The 18,085-nt window shown below is 61.3% G+C and carries 19 protein-coding genes; 8 read left to right on the forward strand and 11 right to left on the reverse strand.

The features are described 5' to 3' along the window. Positions 1-10: 10 nt before the first annotated feature. From PTE30175_RS14945 to PTE30175_RS14955, 3 genes are all read right to left on the reverse strand, one after another. Positions 11-1,243: an NAD(P)/FAD-dependent oxidoreductase gene (locus PTE30175_RS14945; protein ID WP_150697858.1), complete on the reverse strand. Its 1,233-nt coding sequence runs from the start codon at positions 1,241-1,243 to the stop codon at positions 11-13. Between the two features lie 115 nt (positions 1,244-1,358). Beyond that, the gene (locus PTE30175_RS14950; RefSeq protein WP_150697859.1) at positions 1,359-2,885 is read right to left on the reverse strand and encodes an amidase; all 1,527 of its coding nucleotides are present in this window, start codon (positions 2,883-2,885) and stop codon (positions 1,359-1,361) included. A gap of 34 nt (positions 2,886-2,919) precedes the next feature. Continuing rightward, entirely contained in the window at positions 2,920-4,206 is a 1,287-nt protein-coding gene (locus tag PTE30175_RS14955) for an MFS transporter (protein ID WP_150697860.1), read from the reverse strand. Positions 4,207-4,306: 100 nt separating this feature from the next. Between PTE30175_RS14955 and PTE30175_RS14960 the strand changes: the two genes are divergently transcribed. Beyond that, the gene (locus tag PTE30175_RS14960; protein ID WP_150697861.1) at positions 4,307-4,951 is read left to right on the forward strand and encodes a helix-turn-helix domain-containing protein; all 645 of its coding nucleotides are present in this window, start codon (positions 4,307-4,309) and stop codon (positions 4,949-4,951) included. A gap of 189 nt (positions 4,952-5,140) precedes the next feature. Further along, positions 5,141-5,428 (forward strand): GYD domain-containing protein, encoded by a 288-nt coding sequence (locus tag PTE30175_RS14965; protein ID WP_150697862.1) that lies wholly within the window; start codon positions 5,141-5,143, stop codon positions 5,426-5,428. Positions 5,429-5,477: 49 nt separating this feature from the next. Here PTE30175_RS14965 and PTE30175_RS14970 read toward each other — a convergent pair whose 3' ends face one another. The 8 genes from PTE30175_RS14970 to PTE30175_RS15005 form a co-directional block, all read right to left on the reverse strand. After that, on the reverse strand, positions 5,478-6,314 hold the full coding sequence (locus tag PTE30175_RS14970) for a betaine/proline/choline family ABC transporter ATP-binding protein (protein ID WP_150697863.1): 837 nt from the start codon (positions 6,312-6,314) through the stop codon (positions 5,478-5,480). Continuing rightward, positions 6,304-7,227: an ABC transporter permease gene (locus PTE30175_RS14975; protein ID WP_224788787.1), complete on the reverse strand. Its 924-nt coding sequence runs from the start codon at positions 7,225-7,227 to the stop codon at positions 6,304-6,306. Before PTE30175_RS14975 ends, PTE30175_RS14970 begins: the two co-directional genes overlap by 11 nt. Before the next feature lie 69 nt (positions 7,228-7,296). Then, positions 7,297-8,340 carry an ABC transporter substrate-binding protein gene (locus tag PTE30175_RS14980; RefSeq protein WP_150697864.1) on the reverse strand — a complete coding sequence of 348 codons (1,044 nt, stop codon included), beginning with the start codon at positions 8,338-8,340 and terminating at the stop codon, positions 7,297-7,299. 237 nt (positions 8,341-8,577) lie between these two features. After that, complete coding sequence (locus tag PTE30175_RS14985) at positions 8,578-9,291, reverse strand: ABC transporter ATP-binding protein (protein WP_150697865.1); 714 nt, start codon at positions 9,289-9,291, stop codon at positions 8,578-8,580. Beyond that, positions 9,288-10,031, reverse strand: a complete 744-nt coding sequence (locus tag PTE30175_RS14990; protein WP_224788788.1) for an ABC transporter ATP-binding protein — start codon at positions 10,029-10,031, stop codon at positions 9,288-9,290. Before PTE30175_RS14990 ends, PTE30175_RS14985 begins: the two co-directional genes overlap by 4 nt. A 7-nt stretch (positions 10,032-10,038) precedes the next feature. Next, positions 10,039-10,989 (reverse strand): branched-chain amino acid ABC transporter permease, encoded by a 951-nt coding sequence (locus PTE30175_RS14995; protein ID WP_224788789.1) that lies wholly within the window; start codon positions 10,987-10,989, stop codon positions 10,039-10,041. Continuing rightward, on the reverse strand, positions 10,986-11,849 hold the full coding sequence (locus PTE30175_RS15000; RefSeq protein ID WP_150697866.1) for a branched-chain amino acid ABC transporter permease: 864 nt from the start codon (positions 11,847-11,849) through the stop codon (positions 10,986-10,988). The genes PTE30175_RS14995 and PTE30175_RS15000 overlap by 4 nt, the downstream gene beginning before the upstream one ends. A 72-nt stretch (positions 11,850-11,921) precedes the next feature. Then, on the reverse strand, positions 11,922-13,115 hold the full coding sequence (locus PTE30175_RS15005) for an amino acid ABC transporter substrate-binding protein (RefSeq protein WP_224788790.1): 1,194 nt from the start codon (positions 13,113-13,115) through the stop codon (positions 11,922-11,924). 195 nt (positions 13,116-13,310) lie between these two features. Between PTE30175_RS15005 and PTE30175_RS15010 the strand changes: the two genes are divergently transcribed. The 6 genes from PTE30175_RS15010 (at position 13,311) to PTE30175_RS15035 (ending at position 17,904) form a co-directional block, all read left to right on the forward strand. Beyond that, positions 13,311-13,952: a class I SAM-dependent methyltransferase gene (locus PTE30175_RS15010; RefSeq protein ID WP_150697867.1), complete on the forward strand. Its 642-nt coding sequence runs from the start codon at positions 13,311-13,313 to the stop codon at positions 13,950-13,952. Between the two features lie 215 nt (positions 13,953-14,167). Continuing rightward, a complete protein-coding gene (locus PTE30175_RS15015; RefSeq protein ID WP_150697868.1) occupies positions 14,168-14,824 on the forward strand; it encodes a hypothetical protein in 657 nt (218 codons plus the stop codon). Between the two features lie 97 nt (positions 14,825-14,921). Beyond that, on the forward strand, positions 14,922-16,004 hold the full coding sequence (locus PTE30175_RS15020; RefSeq protein WP_150697869.1) for a hypothetical protein: 1,083 nt from the start codon (positions 14,922-14,924) through the stop codon (positions 16,002-16,004). 139 nt (positions 16,005-16,143) lie between these two features. Then, on the forward strand, positions 16,144-16,569 hold the full coding sequence (locus tag PTE30175_RS15025) for a CsgE family curli-type amyloid fiber assembly protein (RefSeq protein ID WP_150697870.1): 426 nt from the start codon (positions 16,144-16,146) through the stop codon (positions 16,567-16,569). Between the two features lie 16 nt (positions 16,570-16,585). Next, positions 16,586-16,990 (forward strand): curli assembly protein CsgF, encoded by a 405-nt coding sequence (locus tag PTE30175_RS15030; protein WP_150697871.1) that lies wholly within the window; start codon positions 16,586-16,588, stop codon positions 16,988-16,990. Then, on the forward strand, positions 16,987-17,904 hold the full coding sequence (locus PTE30175_RS15035) for a CsgG/HfaB family protein (protein WP_150697872.1): 918 nt from the start codon (positions 16,987-16,989) through the stop codon (positions 17,902-17,904). Before PTE30175_RS15030 ends, PTE30175_RS15035 begins: the two co-directional genes overlap by 4 nt. The last annotated feature ends 181 nt before the right edge of the window (positions 17,905-18,085 follow it).

Below are 18,085 nucleotides of genomic sequence, written 5' to 3' on the forward strand. Positions count from 1 at the left end.
GCATTCTTCGCTAAAACCGGTCAACCCGAAAAGGCGTTGGATCGGCAATGAGATCCGACCCCGTCATCATCTCTGCAATCATACGCCCCGTGACCGGACCAAGCGTGAGGCCGTGGTGCGCGTGGCCAAAGGCGAACCAGAGATCCTTGTGACGCTTTGCCGGACCGATGATCGGCATCATGTCAGGCGTACACGGACGGCTGCCCATCCATGGCTCGTTGTCGATACGCGCACCTAGCGGAAACAACTCGCGTGCAATCGGTTCGACGTCTGAGAGCTGATACGGCGTCTTGGGCGCATCGCGATGCCCGAGTTCGACACCCGTCGTGAGCCGGATGCCGCGCGCCATCGGCGTGATCAGATATCCGTTTTCGACGTCCAGCACTGGATGATTAAGGCACGCTTCGCCGTCGGTCGCATAGTGCATGTGATAGCCGCGTTTCACCGCGAGCGGCAGCCGGTAGCCGAGCTTCGTGCTGACCAGGTCCGACCACGGCCCCATCGCCACCACTGCCGAGCGCGCGTTGATCCAGCCCCGCTCGGTATTCACTTTCCATTCGCCCTCCAGCGTCGTCGCGTCGCCGATCAGAATCCGGCCGCCGAGTTGCTCGAAATAACGCGCGTACGCGAGCACAAGCGCATTGGGGTCGCTAACCGAATACGAAGCCGTATAACGCAGTGCACCCAGCAAGGACGGACTCAGGCTCGGCTCAACCTGCCGCAATTGCACTGCATCGAGCGACTCGAACGCGACGCCGAACTCATTGTTCCAGCGCTGCGCAGTACGCGTTTCCTCGTCCTGCGTTGCGGCGCTGCGAAAAATCTTCATCCAGCCGGACGGACGGATCAGCGCACTTGCCCCGGCCGCCTCGGCGAGCGCCCGATGCTCGATCACGCAACGATCGATCAGCGTCGCGTACGATCGCGCGATCGCTGCGTGGCGCTCGGGATGCGAATGGTGCCAGTACCGGTAAAGAAACGGCGCCAATTTCGGCATCGCGCGTAAGTGGTAGCGCACGTCGAGCGCGCGGTTACGTGCGTATTTCAGCAGCGTGCAGAGTTCGCGCGGAAACGCGTACGGATAGACGCCTTCGCGCTGGATGAGCCCGGCGTTACCGAATGAGGTTTCGTTGCCAGGCCGCTTACGATCGATCAGCGCGACCGCTCGGCCGCGCTGCTGCAGATGGACTGCCACCGAAACGCCCACTATGCCGCCGCCGAGTACGACGGTATCGAATTTCATTGCATGATTCCTTGCCTCATGCCGCGTTGCACAAAACGGGTGCGATGCCATCGGCAATCACTACCTGGCTCATCCGGGCGTTGGTCTGAAGGCGTTTGATTTCGTTGGGCATGGTTTAAACGGTCGAGGTACCGGAATGACTTTCACCGGTGGCGTTGAGAATGGGTGGCGCGGTGACGATCGACTTCAGCGACGGCGTCGGCTGTGAGAGCGTCGACAGGTCCGGACGCGGACGGCGCAACGCTGGCAGGGCATCGAACGCCTGCTCGAACGCATGAGCCACCGCGAGCGTCTTGCGGTCGCCATGAAACGGTCCGACGAGCTGCAAGCCGAACGGCATGCCCACGTGATCGACGCCGCACGGCAGCGACAATGCGGGATGCGTCGTCAGTGTGACCACATAGGTGAGCGCGAGCCACCGGTAGTAGTTCTCCTGCGCGCGGCCGTTGATCTGCGCCGCATACAGCGTCTGCCACGGAAACGGCGACACGGGCGTAGTCGGCGACAGAATCACGTCGTAGCGGTCGAAGGCAGCCTGAAAACGCTTGAAGATGCGCGTCTGTTCAGCTTGCGCCCACGCGCTGTCGGCGAGCGACATCTTCGCCCCCATCTCGTAGTTGGCGCGGGTATTGGGTCCGAGCGCGCCGGGGTCGCGTGTGTACGCGTCTCGCAGCCCGGCGACGAAACTCTCCGCGCGAAGCACGTCGAAGCAGCGGTGTACATCGCCGAGATCGAACGTGACCTCTTCGCACGTATGGACCATCGGTGCGATCGCGGCGATGCGCGAGCGGAATGCGGCGCGGATCGCGTCGTCGACGTCGCAACTGCCGAAGTCTTCGGTCCAGCCCACGCGCAGCGACGACAGATCGAGCGGCGCGAGCGGCGCGAAGGAGAGCGGATCGACTTCGTAGCTCAACGGGTCGCCGGCGCAGAGTCCCGCGGTCGCAGCCAGTTGCAGCGCGGTTTCGGCGACGGTGCGTCCCATCGGGCCGACCACCGAGATCGGCGTCCAGCCGAGCAGCCGCCGCGAGTTGGGCACCAGCCCTGCCGACGGACGAAAGCCGACCACACCGCATTTCGACGCAGGAATGCGCAGCGACCCGCCGGTATCCGAGCCGGTGCATACCGGCAGCATGTCGCACGCGAGCGCCGCTGCCGATCCGCCGGACGAGCCGCCTGCGTTGAGTTCCGGATTAAACGGATTGCCGGTGGCGCCCCATACAGGATTGCGCGTATTCGCGCCCGCGCCGAGTTCAGGCACGTTGGTCTTCGCGACCAGAATCGCACCGGCCGCGCGCAGCCGCTCGACCAGCACGACATCGCGCGTGGGCACGTTGCCGCGCGACATTGGCGAGCCGTACGTCGTCAGGAGACCGGCCGTGTCCTCGAGATCCTTCACGCCGAGCGGCAGCCCGTGCAGCAAGCCCAGCGGCTCGCCCCTCATTACCTGACGCTCCGCGGCTTGCGCGGCGTCGCGCGCCTGCGCGTAACAGGTGGCGGTCACCGCGTTCACCGCGGGGTTGATCGCTTCTATGCGCTCGATGCACGCGTCGAGCAGTTCCACCGGCGAAATCGCTTTGGCGCCGATCATCCTGCGCAATTCGACCGCGCAGCGGCTGACCAAATCGGCGTTCTCATTCATGGCGTGGCGTCCTCCAGGCATGGTTCAATCAAGTTCAATCCAGCGCTTCGCCGGTGCGATCGCGCAGCCAGATCACCGGCACGAGCGACACGGCGCACGCAACGGCGACATACCAGGCCGGCGCGAGCGGATTACCGGTCTGCGCGACCAGCCAGCTCGCGATGAACGGCGAGAAGCCGCCAAAGAACGACGCGCTGACAACGTAGGTCAATGCGATGCCGGTTGCGCGAACGTCCTTCGGAAAGAGTTCGGGGATCATCACGAGCACAGGCACGATCTGGCCAGCCACGAAGATCGCGAGGAACGCTGACACTGCGCACAACATCAGCATCGAAGGATGCGCGCCGAGCATTGCAAATGCCGGATAGACGGACAGCAGCAACACGACCCGCGAGATCACCAGCACCCGTTTGCGGCTGAAACGGTCCGCGAGGCGGCCGGCGAGCGGCGCGGCAGCGAACAGCATCAGCGAACTGACGACACCCGACACGACAGCCGAGGTCGGCGACAGATGCAGCGCACGCACCCCATGGCTCGGCAAAAAGAACGCGGTGACATACACCGACACCGAGCCGCCGAGTTCCGCGAATGTGCCGAGGACCGTCAGCTTCAGATGCGTGGTCAGTGCGGCTTTGAGCGCACCGCTCGGCCGCTTCGTGCCGGACGAAGTGTGAGTCAGCGTTTCTTCGAGACGACGACGGATCAGCATGCCGGCCGGCGCCGCGACGATGCCGAGCAGGAACGGCACGCGCCAGCCCCATTCGAGCACCGCGTCCTTGGGCAGCGCGACGTTGACGAGCGTCGCGACAACCGCACCGAGCGCAAGTCCGAGCGCGGTGGCGGCGAAATTCCAGCTCGCGAAGAATGCCCGAGTGTTGTCGGTCGCGTATTCGACCAGCAGCGTCGTTCCCGGCCCGAACTCGCCGCCCGCAGCGAAGCCCTGGATCAGCCGGGCCGCAAGCACGATGAACGGTGCCGCGATGCCGGCCACGGCGTAAGTCGGCGCACAAGCGATCAACGCGCAACTCAGCGCCATCATCATGATGGTGAGCACCATCGCCTTCTTGCGGCCCACGCGATCCGCATAGGCGCCGATCACGATGCCACCGAGCGGCCGCACGACGAAGCCGACGCCGAACACGCCGATCGACAGCAAAAACTGGTTCACCGGCGACGCGCTCGGAAAAAACAGTTGACCGATCTGGATCGCGAAAAAGCTGTAAATGGTGAAGTCGTAGAATTCGAGTGCGGTCCCAAGGGTCGTCGCGACGATGACCTGTCTTTTGGAAAGGCTTGCACTGTCCAGCGCGAGGGTGAGCACGATCGGGTCCTTGGATGTGGAGAATCGACGTGAGTTATCATATACGAGAAAAAATAAATTCTCGTATCCGAGAAAACCCCCTGTATCCGGACTCAGCCACATGCCTAAATTGGCCGCTCCCCTCGCCGCGCCCTCGTCTGTGACGCCGCCGCAGATCGACCACAAGGTGGTCGGCGCGCGCCTTCGCGATGCACGCAAGGCGCGCGGCCTGACACTGACGCAACTATCCGAGCAATCGGGCATCGCGGTTTCGACGATTTCAAAGGGGGAGCGCGGCGATATCGCGCTGACCTACGACAAGTTCGCGGCGCTCGCGCATACGCTCCGACTCGACCTGGACGCGATCTTCGGAAGACCGAAACAGGCGTCTGCGGGTCCCATGGCACCGTCGTTCACGGCCTCCGGCGAGCAGATGATCTATGACACGCCGAATTACGAGTACGGCATGTTGGCCAACGATCTGACCGGCAAGCGCATGGTGCCGATGCGCGCGCATGTGCGGGCCCGCGCGCTGTCCGATTTCCCGGACTACATTCGCCATGCGGGCGAGGAGTTCGTGTTTCTGCTGGCGGGCGCGCTCGAACTACGCTTCGAGAACGGCAGCGTGTTTACGCTGAACCCCGGCGACAGCCTGTACTTCGACAGTTCCGTTGGGCACGTGTATATCAGTCTTGGCGACGAAGATGCGGAAGTCCTTGTTTGCTGCGTCGATACGGATGACGCGCGTCCTCAGGGGGCAATCTAGCCAGGCGCGGACGAAACGCGAAAATGTGTCGCACATCCGCGGCATGCCGACGCGGCGCGGGGGCCATGAACCTGCGGCGCAACTATAATCAAACGGCACACGGACGCTTCCCCCTTGACCGGAAGACCTTTCCTCTCGTGTGTTTCCCATACCCAGTGGCAGATCAATTTTTTTGTACGGAGGTATTCCATGGCCGCGTACATCATCCTCAGCCGTTTGTCTCCTGACGCGTTCAAAGATCCCAAAGACCTGAAACAACTCGCCGCTACCGTGGCAGAGAAAATCAAGACTGAATGCCCTGCAGTCACTTGGAAAGACAGCTATCTGACGCTCGGACGGTTCGATGTGGTGGACATCGTCGAGTCGAACGACCTGAAACAGCTCGAAAGAGCCGCATTGATCATCCGCGCCTATGGACACGCGGCCACCGAAACCCTGCAAGGGACCCCGTGGAAAGAGTTCATCGGGACCCTGTAGCGCGCCGGTCAGCCGGAGCGTTGGCACCCGGCGGCGGCCTTCCCACAATTCAGGGTCCGTTGCGACCTCCGCCGGTCCGCTGCCCCTCGACGAACCGGCTCACGTAATCGTCCGCCGGGTGCGCCAGCAGATCGGCCGGGCGCCCCGCCTGGACCAGCTTGCCATCGCGCAGCAGCGCAATGCGGTTGCCCAGCTTGAAAGCCTCGCCCGGATCGTGGGTAATGAACACGATCGTTTTGCGAAGGCCGGCTTGCAATTGCAGCAACTGGTCTTGCATTTCGCCGCGAATCAATGGGTCAAGCGCACTAAACGGCTCGTCCATCAATACGATGTCGGTATCGGCGGCAAGGGCGCGCGCAAGCCCTACCCGCTGGCGCATTCCGCCCGACAATTCATCTGGATATTTGTTTTCGTAGCCTTCCAACCCGACCCGGACAAGCCATTCGCGCGCCAGCGCGACGGCTGCGCGCCGGTCATCCCCCCGTGTGCGCAGCGCAAAGGCGGCATTGTCGAGCACCGTCTTGTGCGGCAGCAAACCGAACCCCTGAAACACCATGCTGATGCTGTGCCGCCGCAAGTGGCGCAGGGCACGGCGGTCGAACTCGAGAATATTGTGCCCATTGACTTCGATGGCGCCGGCACTCGGATCAATCAAGCGATTGATGTGACGCACCAATGTCGATTTTCCTGAGCCGGATAAACCCATCACAACGAAAATCTCGCCGGCGGCGATGTCGAGCGAGATATTGTTGAGGCCTATCGTGCAGCCCGTGCGTGCCAACACGTCCGCCTTGTCGATGCCGTCTTGGGCCAGCGCCAGCGCCCGCCGCCATTGCTCGCCGAAGATCTTGTATACATTGCGGATACCGATTTTGCTATCGGCCATCCCGGTGCCCTCCAGCGCTTACCTCCGCGATGGCCTTCGTCGCTTGTATACGCTTGTTGCGAGTGCGCTGGTCAACGCCGTAACCCTGCATGACGCGATCGATCGCGATGGCGAGAATGACAATGCCGATGCCTCCCTGTAGCCCCTTGCCGATATTGAGCGTCTGAATGCCATCAAGCACCTCTTCGCCCAGGCCCCGCGCACCGATCATCGACGCCAGCACCACCAGGCCGAGCGCCATCATCACCGTCTGGTTCAGGCCGGCCATGATGCTCGGGCGTGCCAGCGGCAACTGCACCCCGACCAGCAACTGCCAGCGCGTGGTGCCGAACGACCAGGCCGCCTCGCACACCTCGGCGTCGACTTGCCGGATGCCGACATCGGTCAGCCGGACAAGCGGCGGCATCGCGTAAATCACTGTCGCCAAAATGGCTGGCACCTTGCCCAGGCCGAAGAACATCAACGCCGGAATGAGGTAGACGAAAGCCGGCATCGTCTGCATCACGTCCAGTACCGGCGTGAGCACGTTGCGCAGCAGATTGCTGCGCGCACTCCAGATGCCGACCGGGATGCCGATCAGCACGGCAATCGCCGTGGCGACCACCACCAGCGCGAGCGTCTGCATCAGCTTGTCCCACAACCCCATCGCGCCGATCAGCGCCATACCGCCGACCAGCAAAGCCGCCCTGCCCAGATGGCGCGTGGCATGCCAGGCGATCAGCATCACGAGCGACAGCACCAGCCACCAGGGCAAAGCGCGCAGCCCGCTTTCCAGGGGCACGAGACAAGTTTGCAGCAACCACGCGGAAAAGGCGTGCAGCGTATCGCCATAGTGTACGTTGAGCCATTCAACCGCACGATTGACAGGTGCCTCGATCGACATCGCGCTTTGTGCCGGAAAAACAGTCGCCATGTGCTCATGCTCCTGGGACGCCCCGAAGGAAGTCCTCTTGGGGGACGCCCCGAAGTCCGATCACTTCATCTAGGGCCTGTGCAGGCTCGCGGCGATTTTCTGCGCGGCGGCTGGATCAACCCACGTGCGCCAGATTGCTTCGTGTTGCTGAAGGAAAGTGCGCGCCAGCGTTTTGGTATCGATCTTTCTCTCTGCCTGGTCAGCCAGCAATTGATTCAACAGGTCGATCGGAATATTGAATTTTCCGAGCATCGCCATCAGTCGCGGCGCGCCCTCATAGATCGCGCGTGACACGCCCGCTTCGATATCCGCAGGTGGCGAGGCGGAGCCGCACGGATTGAGATGGGTTTTGTCGGCCAGCGTCCGCCAACATGTTTCGTTATAGGCTGGCTCCTGCAATTTCAGGAAGCGGAAACGGCCCATCAGCGGTGTGGGATTCCAGTAGTAGAACAGAATCGGTTTGCCGCGCTGTACCAGCGACGTGATCGTGCTATCGAGCGCCGCGCCCGTACCGGAACGGAAATTGACGTAGCTGTCTGTCAAGCCATAGGCTTTGAGTTTTTGGCTATTGACGCCCTCGCAAGTCCAGCCAATGGGGCAATTCAGGAATCGCCCCTTCGACGGTTCCTCGTCATCCTGAAATAGCGCCCTGTATTTGGGCAGATCGGCAACCGATGACAGGCCAGGGGCCATCGGCTTGATGTTGCGCTTCGGGTCGCCATGCACGACGTAATCTGGCACATACCAGCCTTCCGCTGCCCCCGTAATGACATGGCCAACACCCTTGACTTTGCCCGCGCCGGCTGCGGTATTCCACGCTTTGCTGCGGCCGATCCATTCTTCGGCCAGCACCTGGATATCGTTGTTGGAAAGCGCCACTTCGAGTGACACCGTATTGCCGGGCACCGCATCGGTCGTGCAGCCGTAGCCATGCTCCATCACATACCGCATGACTTCGGTGAGGAACGCGCCGCTTTCCCAGTTGAGGTCGCCGAACTTGACCACCTTGCCGCTGGCGCACCAGTCGGCCGGCGCTGCCGGGGCAGCGATAGCCGCGCCACCGGCAACCGTCAGGCAAATGCCGAGCACAGACATCAGCAATTTCAGCTTCATCGAGAGATCCCTTACGGATGCTTCACGAAACGTGGGGTATCCGGCGCTGATGCCGTCGGATCACCGCACCCCGCATCGATAGCCGGCGGTCGCCGAGCGTCTTTGACAAGGTGACCGTTCCTGTACGTTACGCCCGATCGCGCGCGCACACAACCGCGCACACAAATTGCCTGGCGGTATGGACCATAGCCAGGCGTTTCACCTCGGCGCGGCGGCATTCGAACGGGAGAGTGCCGGTCAAAGGCCAAGATAAGTCCGCCGCACCTCCGGGTCTTCGCGCAACGTTCGGGCGTCGTCGGCGCGCACCACTTCGCCCGTCTCGATGACGTAGCCTCGGTCGGCAATTTCCAGCGCGGCGAAGACATCTTGTTCGACCAGCAAGACCGTCACGCCACGTTTTCGAATGGCCACCAACGCGTCGAGCAACTGATCGACCAATACCGGCGCAAGCCCCTGGCTCATTTCATCGACCATCAGCAGTTTCGGGGCGGCCATCAACGCCCGCCCTATCGCGCACATCTGCTGCTCGCCACCGGAAAGCGTACCGGCGCGCTGCGTCAGGCGTTCGCGCAAGCGCGGCAACAGCGTACAAACATCGTCAAGGTCAGCGGCCACTTTCGCCTTGTCGGCGCGGCGGTACGCCCCCATCAGCAGGTTTTCCCGCGCCGACATGCGATCGAACAGCATGCGGCCTTCCGGCACCTGTACCAAGCCAAGGCCAAACACCCGCTCGGGCATGAGCCCGGCGATTTGCCGGCCGTCGAAGACGATATGGCCCGTGCTGGCAATGACATGCGAGAGCGCCCGCAGCAGGGTAGTCTTGCCGGCGCCGTTGTTGCCGATCAAAGCAACGATTTCACCCCGCGCGACACTCAGGTCGATCCCCCTGAGTACAGGCGCCTCGCCGTAGCCGGCGCACAATCCGCGCACATCGAGCAACGGGGTTGTCATGTTCGCCGGCGGCCCAGATATGCATCAACGACGCGCGCATCGGCCAGTATGTCGTCGACGGGACCATCGGCGATCTTCTGGCCGTGATGCAAGACCAGCAACCGGTCGGACAAACGCCGAATGGCCTTGATGACGTGTTCGATGACCAGAATACTCACGCCACTGTCCCTCACTTTTTTCACCACCGCGATGACCTCCTCGATCTCGACACTATTGAGCCCCGCCATCACTTCGTCGAGCAGCAATAATCGCGGGCGCATCGCCATCGCTTTCGCCAGTTCGAGCCGCTTTCGGTCGGGCCCGCCCAGTTCGTCTGCACGCTGCCCGGCCCGGTGCGCCAGTCCGACGAATTCCAGAGAATGGAGTGCATGTTCCCGCGCGCGCGGCAGTGTCGTTGCGCCACCGCTGGCGCCAAACAATGCGCCCACGGCCACGTTGTCCAGAACGCTCAGGCCAGGGAACGGCTTCGTGATCTGGAACGTGCGGCCGATGCCAAGTCGGGCACGCCGAAAACTCGATAGCCCGGTAATGAGATGGCCGTCGAACGTGATGCCCCCCTCGCTCGGTGTCACGGTACCGTTGATGAGGCTGACGACAGTGGTCTTACCCGCGCCGTTCGGACCGATCAGCCCCAGGATTTCGCCTTGGGCAAGCGTAAAGCTTACCTCGTCCACGGCAGTGAGGCCACCGAAGCGCTTGGTCAGGCTACGGATTTCGAGGATCGGTTTCACGACGCCCATGGATTGCTCAAAGGCGATTCGCCTTGATGTTCTGACTGAAATAGCGCCAACCCAGTTTCCGGTACCGGCGCGCCACGTCGGCGAGGCCGCGCGGCATGAACGCCACGGCGGCCACGATGACCAAACCGAAGAACAGCGCCGCCAAGCTGGAAATTTCGGTGGCAAGGACTTCGGAGATGCTCGATAGCACGAACGCGCCCACGACCGGCCCCAGAATCGAACCGGGCCCCCCGAACACGGCCATGATGATCATCTTGACGTTCAGCGTGATATCGAACGCGCTGGCGGGATCGATAAACGTAATCCAATAAGCGTGGATGCCACCCGCCAGGGAACTGAAGAAGCCGGCCAGGGCAAACGCGGACACCTTGTACAGAGTGGTGTTGATGCCCATCACCGCGGCGGCGTCCTCGTCCTCCCGGATCGCGATCAGGCCGTAGCCGAAACGGCTGCGTGATATCCAGAACACGGTCAACGTCGCCAGCGCAAGCAAGCCGAGCGACAACTCGTAGAACAGCGCGTCTCCCTTGAGCAGCGGCAACACCAAACCGGTATTGCGCCCGGCGACGTCCAGATTGGAGATGATGGCAGGCGTCACTTGCGTCAGCCCCAGCGTGGCAATGGCGAAGTAGTGGCCGCGCAGTCGTAGTACCAGCACCCCAAGCAGGACGGCAAACACCACTGCCAGGGCAGCGCCGAATGCCAAGCCGATGCCAAAGGGCAATCGCCACTGAACCATGGCAATCGCCGTACCGTAGCTGCCCAGCCCATAGAACGCCGAATTACCGAACGACGCGTAACCGGTATAGCCGCCGATAATGTTCCACCCCTGCGCAAGCACCGCAAACAGCAATGTGGTGATGCCGAACTGGATCAGCGAGGCGGACCCCAGCCACGGTATTGCGATCAACAACGCGGCGGCCATCACCGCGACAGATCCGCGCAGCATGCGCCTCATGCCGCTCTCCCCAGCAGTCCGGTCGGCCGGACGATCAGCACCAGCACCAGAATGCCGAAGCTGGCGACGTCCACATAAGTCGGACCGATATACAGGCCGGTCAGCGATTCGACGACGCCGAGGAACATGCCACCGACAATCACCCCAAGCGGACTTTCCAGGCCGCCGACGATCGCGATGGCAAATGACTTGGCGGTCAGCACCGCGCCGATGTAGGGATGGATTTGCGACACCACGCCGTACAGGTCGCCCGCGGCGCCGGCCAGCGCGGCGCCGAGCCCGAACGTGAGCGGATAGATACTGCGCGGCGATACACCATACAGGCGCGCCGCGCCGAGATTTTGTGCGCAGGCCCGAATTGCGCGGCCCGCACGGGAATGCAAAAGAAACAACCAGAGCCCGACCGTCAACACCAGCGCCACCCCGCACGCCATGACCCGCACCAGCGGCACGGTAGCGCCCATCAACGTGAAATTGGCGCCGGCATAACTCGGATTGATGGTACGGAAATCCGCGCTGAAGACAATCTGCGCCAGATACGTTAGCGCCACTTCAATGCCGAACGTCATCAGCAATGTGTTGAACATCTGCGCGCGCATGATCAGGTTCAGCACGCCGCGTTGCAAGCCATAGCCGAGGCAGAACAGCACGGCCATGGAAATCGGCAAAGCGGCGAAAGGGTCAACGTGCGCAAACGCGAAAAGGTAATAGCAGACGTACGCCCCCAGCATGATAAACGCGCCGTGGGCCAGATTGACGATATTGAGCACGCCCCAGACCAGCGTCAGCCCCAGCGCCATCAGCGCGTACAGGCCGCCGAGCAACACACCGCTGACAAGAATCTGCCACAACAGATGCATAAGCGTCCTTCGGGCGTGTTCGCTACGGATACATTGCGCTCACGGGTTCGTTGCGCGGCGGCGCCGCTTGTCTCAGCGCTTGTCCCAAGCGGGCATCGGGTACATCGGCTTGTTCACCATGCCCTTCTGGCCGTAGATCGGTACGATCTTGTCACGCTGAATTTGTATCGCCGTTTGTGGCAAGCTGATCTGCCCCGCCGGGCCGAATTGAATGCGGCCGTAGACACTCTCGAAGTTGAGTTTGGCGATGGCGTCGCGCACCTTCTTCGGATCGAGCGTACCGGCCGCCTGAATCGCCTGGACGAAGGCCTCGACATCGGCCACCGCCGAGGCGGCATGGTAATCCGGCTCATAGCCGAACTGCTTCCGGTAGGCGTCCGCGAAGACAGCCGCATCGCCAAAATAGATGTCTTTCAATTGCGTCGACGGCAGCCACGTGGTCATGCCGAATGCGTAATTCGCGTCCGCACCCAGCGCGCGGCGAAAATCGGCGGTCGGTACACCCACAGTGAAGGAATACATCTTGGGGCTGAAATTCAGGCTCTTGGCTTGTCGGACGAAGTTCAGCACTTCGGTCTCGTGCCCGGCCACCAACACTGCATCGGGCGGCGACGACAGGATTCGCGACAGCACCGCACTGAAATCCGACGTATTGGTACTGTAGCGCTGGTCCAGGGCGATGTTGAATCCGGCTTTGCTCAATAGCTCGCGCGTGCCCATCGCCACCGAGACGTCGAACGCGTCATCCGCGTACAGCAGCGCCACGGTTTTCGGCGCGGGGCTCAACTGCTGCATCGCCTGGATGGTACTCTCGAAGTATTTGCTGGCCACCGGCAGCGTGCCGAAAATATATTTGTAGCCACGACTAAAAATCTGGTCGGAGGCGCCGCCGCCCTGGATCATCGGGACCTCATATTTCTCCGCCACCGATGAATCGGCCAGTGCGAAGTCGCTGGCGAACGGCCCCAGCAGGAAGTTGATCTTGTCCTGACTAACCAACTGCACGTACTGGCGAACGCTGAGATTGACGTCAGATTGATTGTCCAGGATTTTCAGGGCGAGGTTGTATGGCTTGCCGCCCACCTTGACGCCACCGCTTTCATTAATCTTTTGTATGGCGAAGTTATAGCCGTCGCGATAATAACGCCCCGTATTGGCCAGCGGCCCTGACTCCTGAACCGAGGCACCCAACGTAATTGCCTCTTGTGCGAACCCCGAGGTAACGAGCGCCAAAATGCCAAGCAAGCCAAGGATCATCCGTTTCATGGATCGTCCCCTATCGACTACTATCTAGCGTGAACCCCACCCCAAAGGATGTCAAGTCACGGAAACACCGTGCGTCGACGTGCGTGAATGACGCGGTGATACCGAACGCGGGCCTCACCGCGACGGCGTTATCGTTTGTGTTAATTGAGAAGGACCCGACGCAGGGTGCGTTTGGGTGTTTGGAGCCCCGTTCCCATGAAACTTACCCCTCGCGAGCTCGGCAAAATCAGTGCCGTTACGTTGCAGCACTACAATGCGAATGCGGACGATTTCCGGGAGGGCACGCGCGACCACGACGTCACGCAGAACATCGCGGCGTTGCTGCGTAATATAGACGTCGAGCCGCCTTTTGCGATTCTTGATTTCGGCTGCGGGCCAGGGCGAGATCTCAAGGTCTTCACCGCACTGGGCCATCGCGCGGTCGGCCTCGACGGGGCCGAGCGCTTCGTTGCGATGGCACGTGACGAGACCGGCTGCGACGTGTGGCAACAGGATTTTCTGCATCTCGATTTGCCGGACGCACACTTTGACGGCATTTTCGCCAATGCCGCCCTGTTCCATGTCCCGAGTCAGGACTTGCCGCGCGTGCTGCGGCAATTGCATTCGACGCTGAAGCCCGGCGGCGCGCTATTCAGCTCCAACCCTCGCGGCGCGAATCAGGAAGGCTGGAGCCACGGCCGCTACGGCGCTTTCCATGATCTCGAAGCATGGCGCCGATATATGACGGATGCCGGCTTCGTCGAACTCGAGCACTATTACCGACCCGCCGGCTTGCCGCGCGAGCAGCAGCCGTGGCTCGCCAGCGTGTGGCGCAAGCCGGTCGCCCGAAGTGCCTGATCGTTTGCCTCGACGAGCTTTCACAATTTTTCACGCCCCAAAACCAATAAAAATCAATGGCTTGAAGGGCACTCCTCCGACCGGCTTCATTTGCCGTTACTGCGGCCCAGTGGAGCATTGCAAGCGTTTCCCAACGTTGTTCCACGCCTGCCTTACCACACCGCGCTTAAGTTACATACGGCGACGAACAGCAGGCGTATGGCCCGAATGGACTATTGAGCGCCCCCGACGCGACGGCTACATTCGAGGCCTACAAAATTAATTGGGTTGATATGCCCCAGTGCCTCAAGAACACCGGCGCAATCCTGCGTTCCAGGCACCGCGTCGCCCCCTTGCGCGATTGCTTGACCCGCGCATTGGCCCAACTGCTGGGGGTAGTCGCTGTCTCGACGTCGGGGTTTGCCCTGGCAGCCGACCTGGCGCCCTATTCCGACCTGGACCTGGCCTCCGTTGCCCGCTACGCGCCCGATAGTCGCCTTAACAATGCGACGATCAGCCAGAGCGGAGAGTCCCAGAAAATCCTGGTCCTGCAGGCGGGAGAGGCAAATCAACTCAATGCAGCCCAGTCGGGTGTGCAGCAGGCGCTTACCGTCGTCCAGGCTGGCAATAATCAACTGGCCACGGTCACGCAAGTCGGCTTGGAAAATGCCGCGCTCCTGCAGCAGATCGGGGTTGGCAATGCTGCCTCGTTGACCCAGGTCGGGGCGTGGAACTACGCCTCCCTTGAACAACGGGGCAATAACAATGTCGCGGTGCTGTACCAAAACGGTGTCGGCAATCGGGCAGATGTACAACAGTTGGGCAACGGCCAGATGGTTCAGGTTTCGCAGATCGGCGCCAACGGACATGCCCAGGTAATTCAGGGGCGCTAAGACGCCAAGGGCCTGTTCACACGAATATCGGGCTCGCGAAAATCATGACGCTTGCGTTGTAGAAGTTCCTTTACAGAAAGTCCAGATCGGGGAAAACATGAAAAAGATTCAACTTGCAATTCTGATCGGCGCCGCTTTCAGCGCATCCGCGGCGATTGCCGACTCCAATAACGGCAGCATTGCCCAGAATGGTTCCGATAACGGCGCCACCATTGAGCAGTCCGCCGGCAGCAACGGCGCGCAAGCCAGCATTTACCAGGACGGCGGCTTCAACCAGGCTTCCGTGACCCAGACCAATGTTTCGACAGGTGGCTGGTGGAACGGCTCTGCTTACGTGAACCAGAGCGGCAGCGACAATACCGCGACGGTGAGCCAAAGCGATGGCAGCGGCCTCTATGCTTCGGCCTACCAGTTCGGCACCGCCAACAAGGGCAGCCTGACCCAGACCGGCAGTAACGCTTCGGCTTCGCTGTACCAGACCGGCACCGCCAACAATGCCACCATCGACCAACAGGGCGCGGGCAATAACTACAATTGGAATGGGGCCAGTATTTGGCAGAACGGCAACAACAATACCGGCGCCATCACCCAGGCCAACAGCGCGGGCGTATCGGCCAACATTGGCCAGGACGGCACCGCCAACAATTCCAGGATTAGCCAGACCGGTCTCTACCTGACGACCGTCAACTACAGCTATTCCTACACCGGTCCTTGGTGGGGCTATTCCGGGTCGTATTCCTACGATACCGGCAGCTATGCCTATACCTACCAGCAAGGCCAAGGCAACGACGCATCCATCACGCAGTCGAACGGCGGCAATCTGCAAGCCACGATCCAGCAGGGCGGCTGGATCTGTGGCGCCAGCGGTTGCAGCAACGGTTCTGCCACCAACAGCCGCGCCGATATCTCCCAGACGGGCGAGGGCAACAACGGCTCGATCTACCAGATCGGCGATTCCAACACCGCGTCCATCAATCAAAGCGGCATGGCCCCCGGCGCGAGCTATAACTACAGCTACGATTACGCCAGCGGTGCTTCGAGCAATCAGTACACGGGCAACCTGGCATACGTTGCGCAAGCCGGTGTCGGCCAGAACGCCAGCATCATCCAGACCGGCGGTGGCGGCAACTATGCTTTGGTCAACCAGGGCGCAACCAGCTTCACGCCGTATCTGAAGTAAGCGCAAGCGGCGTCTGCAAGATGAGAACGGGGGCTCAGGCTCCCGTTTTCTCCATTTGATGACTATTACGATCCTGCGCGAACTGCGGGAAGCATGACGCGGTCCGCCTGCCCCGCGACTCGTGCGTGCCGATACCTCCATGCTTTCACGACTCGTCTGCGTACTCCTGCTGTGGGCCCTGACCGGCCCGGCGCTTGCCGTCCAAGCCGAGACCAAATCGCCTGAAGATGAATTCGCCGAGCCCTTTGCCGCGATTACGGACCAGACGCTCACCTTCACGGGACGGGAATTCGTCAAATACTTTACCGCCAAATGGGCGGAGCTTGGGGGCGTGAAAAAGAGCGAGCCCCTGAGCATTCGGGAACGACCGGCCAACGGTCGCGGCAGCATGATCTCGATCGAATACCGGTTTCGTCAGATCTATATCGGATTCTTCTCCCCAAACCGCTCCCGTCTCAAGGCAAGTGCCGAGGCAGCGGCCGAACGCGCCGTGACCATCGTCGGGGACACCGAGTTGAACCGATTGCTCTTCAAAGACCCCGATATGGCCGGGGATGAATTATGAAACGAGGACCTTGCTCATGACAATTCGTTACGCGACGGCGCTGTTGCTGCTGATCGCCCTGGGTTCGGCGGGCGCGACCGAATTGGTTTATGTGCCGAAGAACCCGTCTTTTGGCGGCAACCCACTCAACGGCACTACGTTCATCAACGAGGCCCAACTTCAGAACAAGCACGACACGGATCCCTCGACGCAAAAATCGCAGTTACAGCAGTTCAATGACAATCTCCAGCGTGTCATTTTGAGCCGCCTTGCCAGCAGCATTTCCGGGGGACTTTTCGACAGCAATGGCAAGCTGGTCCCGGGCACGCTCGACACGACCGATTTTTCGATTGCCATCACCAGCCTGGGCGGCAACCAGTTGCAGATCACGACTACCGACAAGTCGACCGGGCAACAGACGTCCTTTCAGGTAAGCCAATGAATCACCCGCTTCATCGTCGTTTTCGCAACGCGATCGCCCTGCTGGCCCTGCTTCTGGGCATCGCCGGGTGCAGTACCGTAACCCCCATTACCAAAGCGGAACTCACGCCGCCCACCGCCAGCAACAAGGAGCTTCGCCGCCTGCCCCCTCCCAAGGGCAAGATCGTCGTGGCGGTCTACAACTTCCGCGACCAGACCGGGCAGTTCAAGCAGGCGCCGGACAGCAGCTTCTCCACGGCCGTGACGCAGGGCGCGGGCTCCATGCTGGTGAAGGCGTTGCTGGAATCGAAATGGTTCATCCCGGTGGAACGGGAGAACATGCAGGACCTGCTCACGGAACGGCGGGTCATCCGGGCCATCGACCCGAAGGAGCTGCCGGCGCAGAACGCGCCCCCGCTCTTGCCGTTGCTGGCCGCCAAGGTGATTTTCGAAGGTGGCGTCGTCGGTTATGAAATGAACGTGCGTTCGGGCGGGGCCGGCGTCAAATATCTGGGCATCGGTGCCGATACCCAATACCGGATGGATCAGGTCACGGTCAATCTGCGTGCGGTGGATGTGAACTCCGGCCGCGTCCTGCATTCGGTCATGACCACCAAGACGATTTTCTCCTATCAGGCCGATACCAGTGTATTTGCGTTCGTCAGGTTCAAGGAATTGCTGGAAGCGGAAGTCGGGTTCAGCCAGAACGAGCCGGCGCAACTATGCCTGATGGATGCCATCGAGTCCGCCGTCGGGCATTTGATCGTTGAGGGTGTTCGCGAACACACGTGGCTACTGGAAAATCCCGACGATGCGAATGCCCCTGCGTTCCAGAGTTATAGCAAAGCGCAACTCGACAGGGAAACGAGCGCAATCGTGCCGAAGCTTCCAACCCTGACCCAGTCGCCCGCAGACGAGGGTGTTGCAAGAAATTGACACGCGCGGCCTTTCTCAGGGATTCCGCCGGTGGAGGCAATACGTATGCTATGGGATAATCCGCGCGGCAGATTCGGGGTCGGAAAGACGATATAAAAAAACATCTGAGTGCCCGCTGCCACGAGCCTCTGCGATTACGCAGGGCGTGCAGAAATCTGGAGCGCTTGTCCCAGCGTATTCC

It is taken from the genome of Pandoraea terrae, from assembly GCF_902459695.1.
Lineage (GTDB): Bacteria > Pseudomonadota > Gammaproteobacteria > Burkholderiales > Burkholderiaceae > Pandoraea > Pandoraea terrae.

Excerpts from the sequence above, each read along its gene's own strand:
- PTE30175_RS15020 (WP_150697869.1), top strand. The coding sequence starts at position 14,922 with ATGAAAAAGATTCAACTTGCAATTCTGATCGGCGCCGCTTTCAGCGCA.
- PTE30175_RS14945 (WP_150697858.1), bottom strand. The coding sequence starts at position 1,243 with ATGAAATTCGATACCGTCGTACTCGGCGGCGGCATAGTGGGCGTTTCG.
- PTE30175_RS15030 (WP_150697871.1), top strand. The coding sequence starts at position 16,586 with ATGACAATTCGTTACGCGACGGCGCTGTTGCTGCTGATCGCCCTGGGT.
- PTE30175_RS15000 (WP_150697866.1), bottom strand. The coding sequence starts at position 11,849 with ATGCATCTGTTGTGGCAGATTCTTGTCAGCGGTGTGTTGCTCGGCGGC.
- PTE30175_RS14960 (WP_150697861.1), top strand. The coding sequence starts at position 4,307 with ATGCCTAAATTGGCCGCTCCCCTCGCCGCGCCCTCGTCTGTGACGCCG.
- PTE30175_RS14950 (WP_150697859.1), bottom strand. The coding sequence starts at position 2,885 with ATGAATGAGAACGCCGATTTGGTCAGCCGCTGCGCGGTCGAATTGCGC.
- PTE30175_RS14990 (WP_224788788.1), bottom strand. The coding sequence starts at position 10,031 with ATGGGCGTCGTGAAACCGATCCTCGAAATCCGTAGCCTGACCAAGCGC.
- PTE30175_RS14965 (WP_150697862.1), top strand. The coding sequence starts at position 5,141 with ATGGCCGCGTACATCATCCTCAGCCGTTTGTCTCCTGACGCGTTCAAA.
- PTE30175_RS15010 (WP_150697867.1), top strand. The coding sequence starts at position 13,311 with ATGAAACTTACCCCTCGCGAGCTCGGCAAAATCAGTGCCGTTACGTTG.
- PTE30175_RS15035 (WP_150697872.1), top strand. The coding sequence starts at position 16,987 with ATGAATCACCCGCTTCATCGTCGTTTTCGCAACGCGATCGCCCTGCTG.
- PTE30175_RS15025 (WP_150697870.1), top strand. The coding sequence starts at position 16,144 with ATGCTTTCACGACTCGTCTGCGTACTCCTGCTGTGGGCCCTGACCGGC.
- PTE30175_RS15005 (WP_224788790.1), bottom strand. The coding sequence starts at position 13,115 with ATGAAACGGATGATCCTTGGCTTGCTTGGCATTTTGGCGCTCGTTACC.
- PTE30175_RS14970 (WP_150697863.1), bottom strand. The coding sequence starts at position 6,314 with ATGGCCGATAGCAAAATCGGTATCCGCAATGTATACAAGATCTTCGGC.
- PTE30175_RS14985 (WP_150697865.1), bottom strand. The coding sequence starts at position 9,291 with ATGACAACCCCGTTGCTCGATGTGCGCGGATTGTGCGCCGGCTACGGC.
- PTE30175_RS14995 (WP_224788789.1), bottom strand. The coding sequence starts at position 10,989 with ATGAGGCGCATGCTGCGCGGATCTGTCGCGGTGATGGCCGCCGCGTTG.
- PTE30175_RS14975 (WP_224788787.1), bottom strand. The coding sequence starts at position 7,227 with ATGGCGACTGTTTTTCCGGCACAAAGCGCGATGTCGATCGAGGCACCT.
- PTE30175_RS14980 (WP_150697864.1), bottom strand. The coding sequence starts at position 8,340 with ATGAAGCTGAAATTGCTGATGTCTGTGCTCGGCATTTGCCTGACGGTT.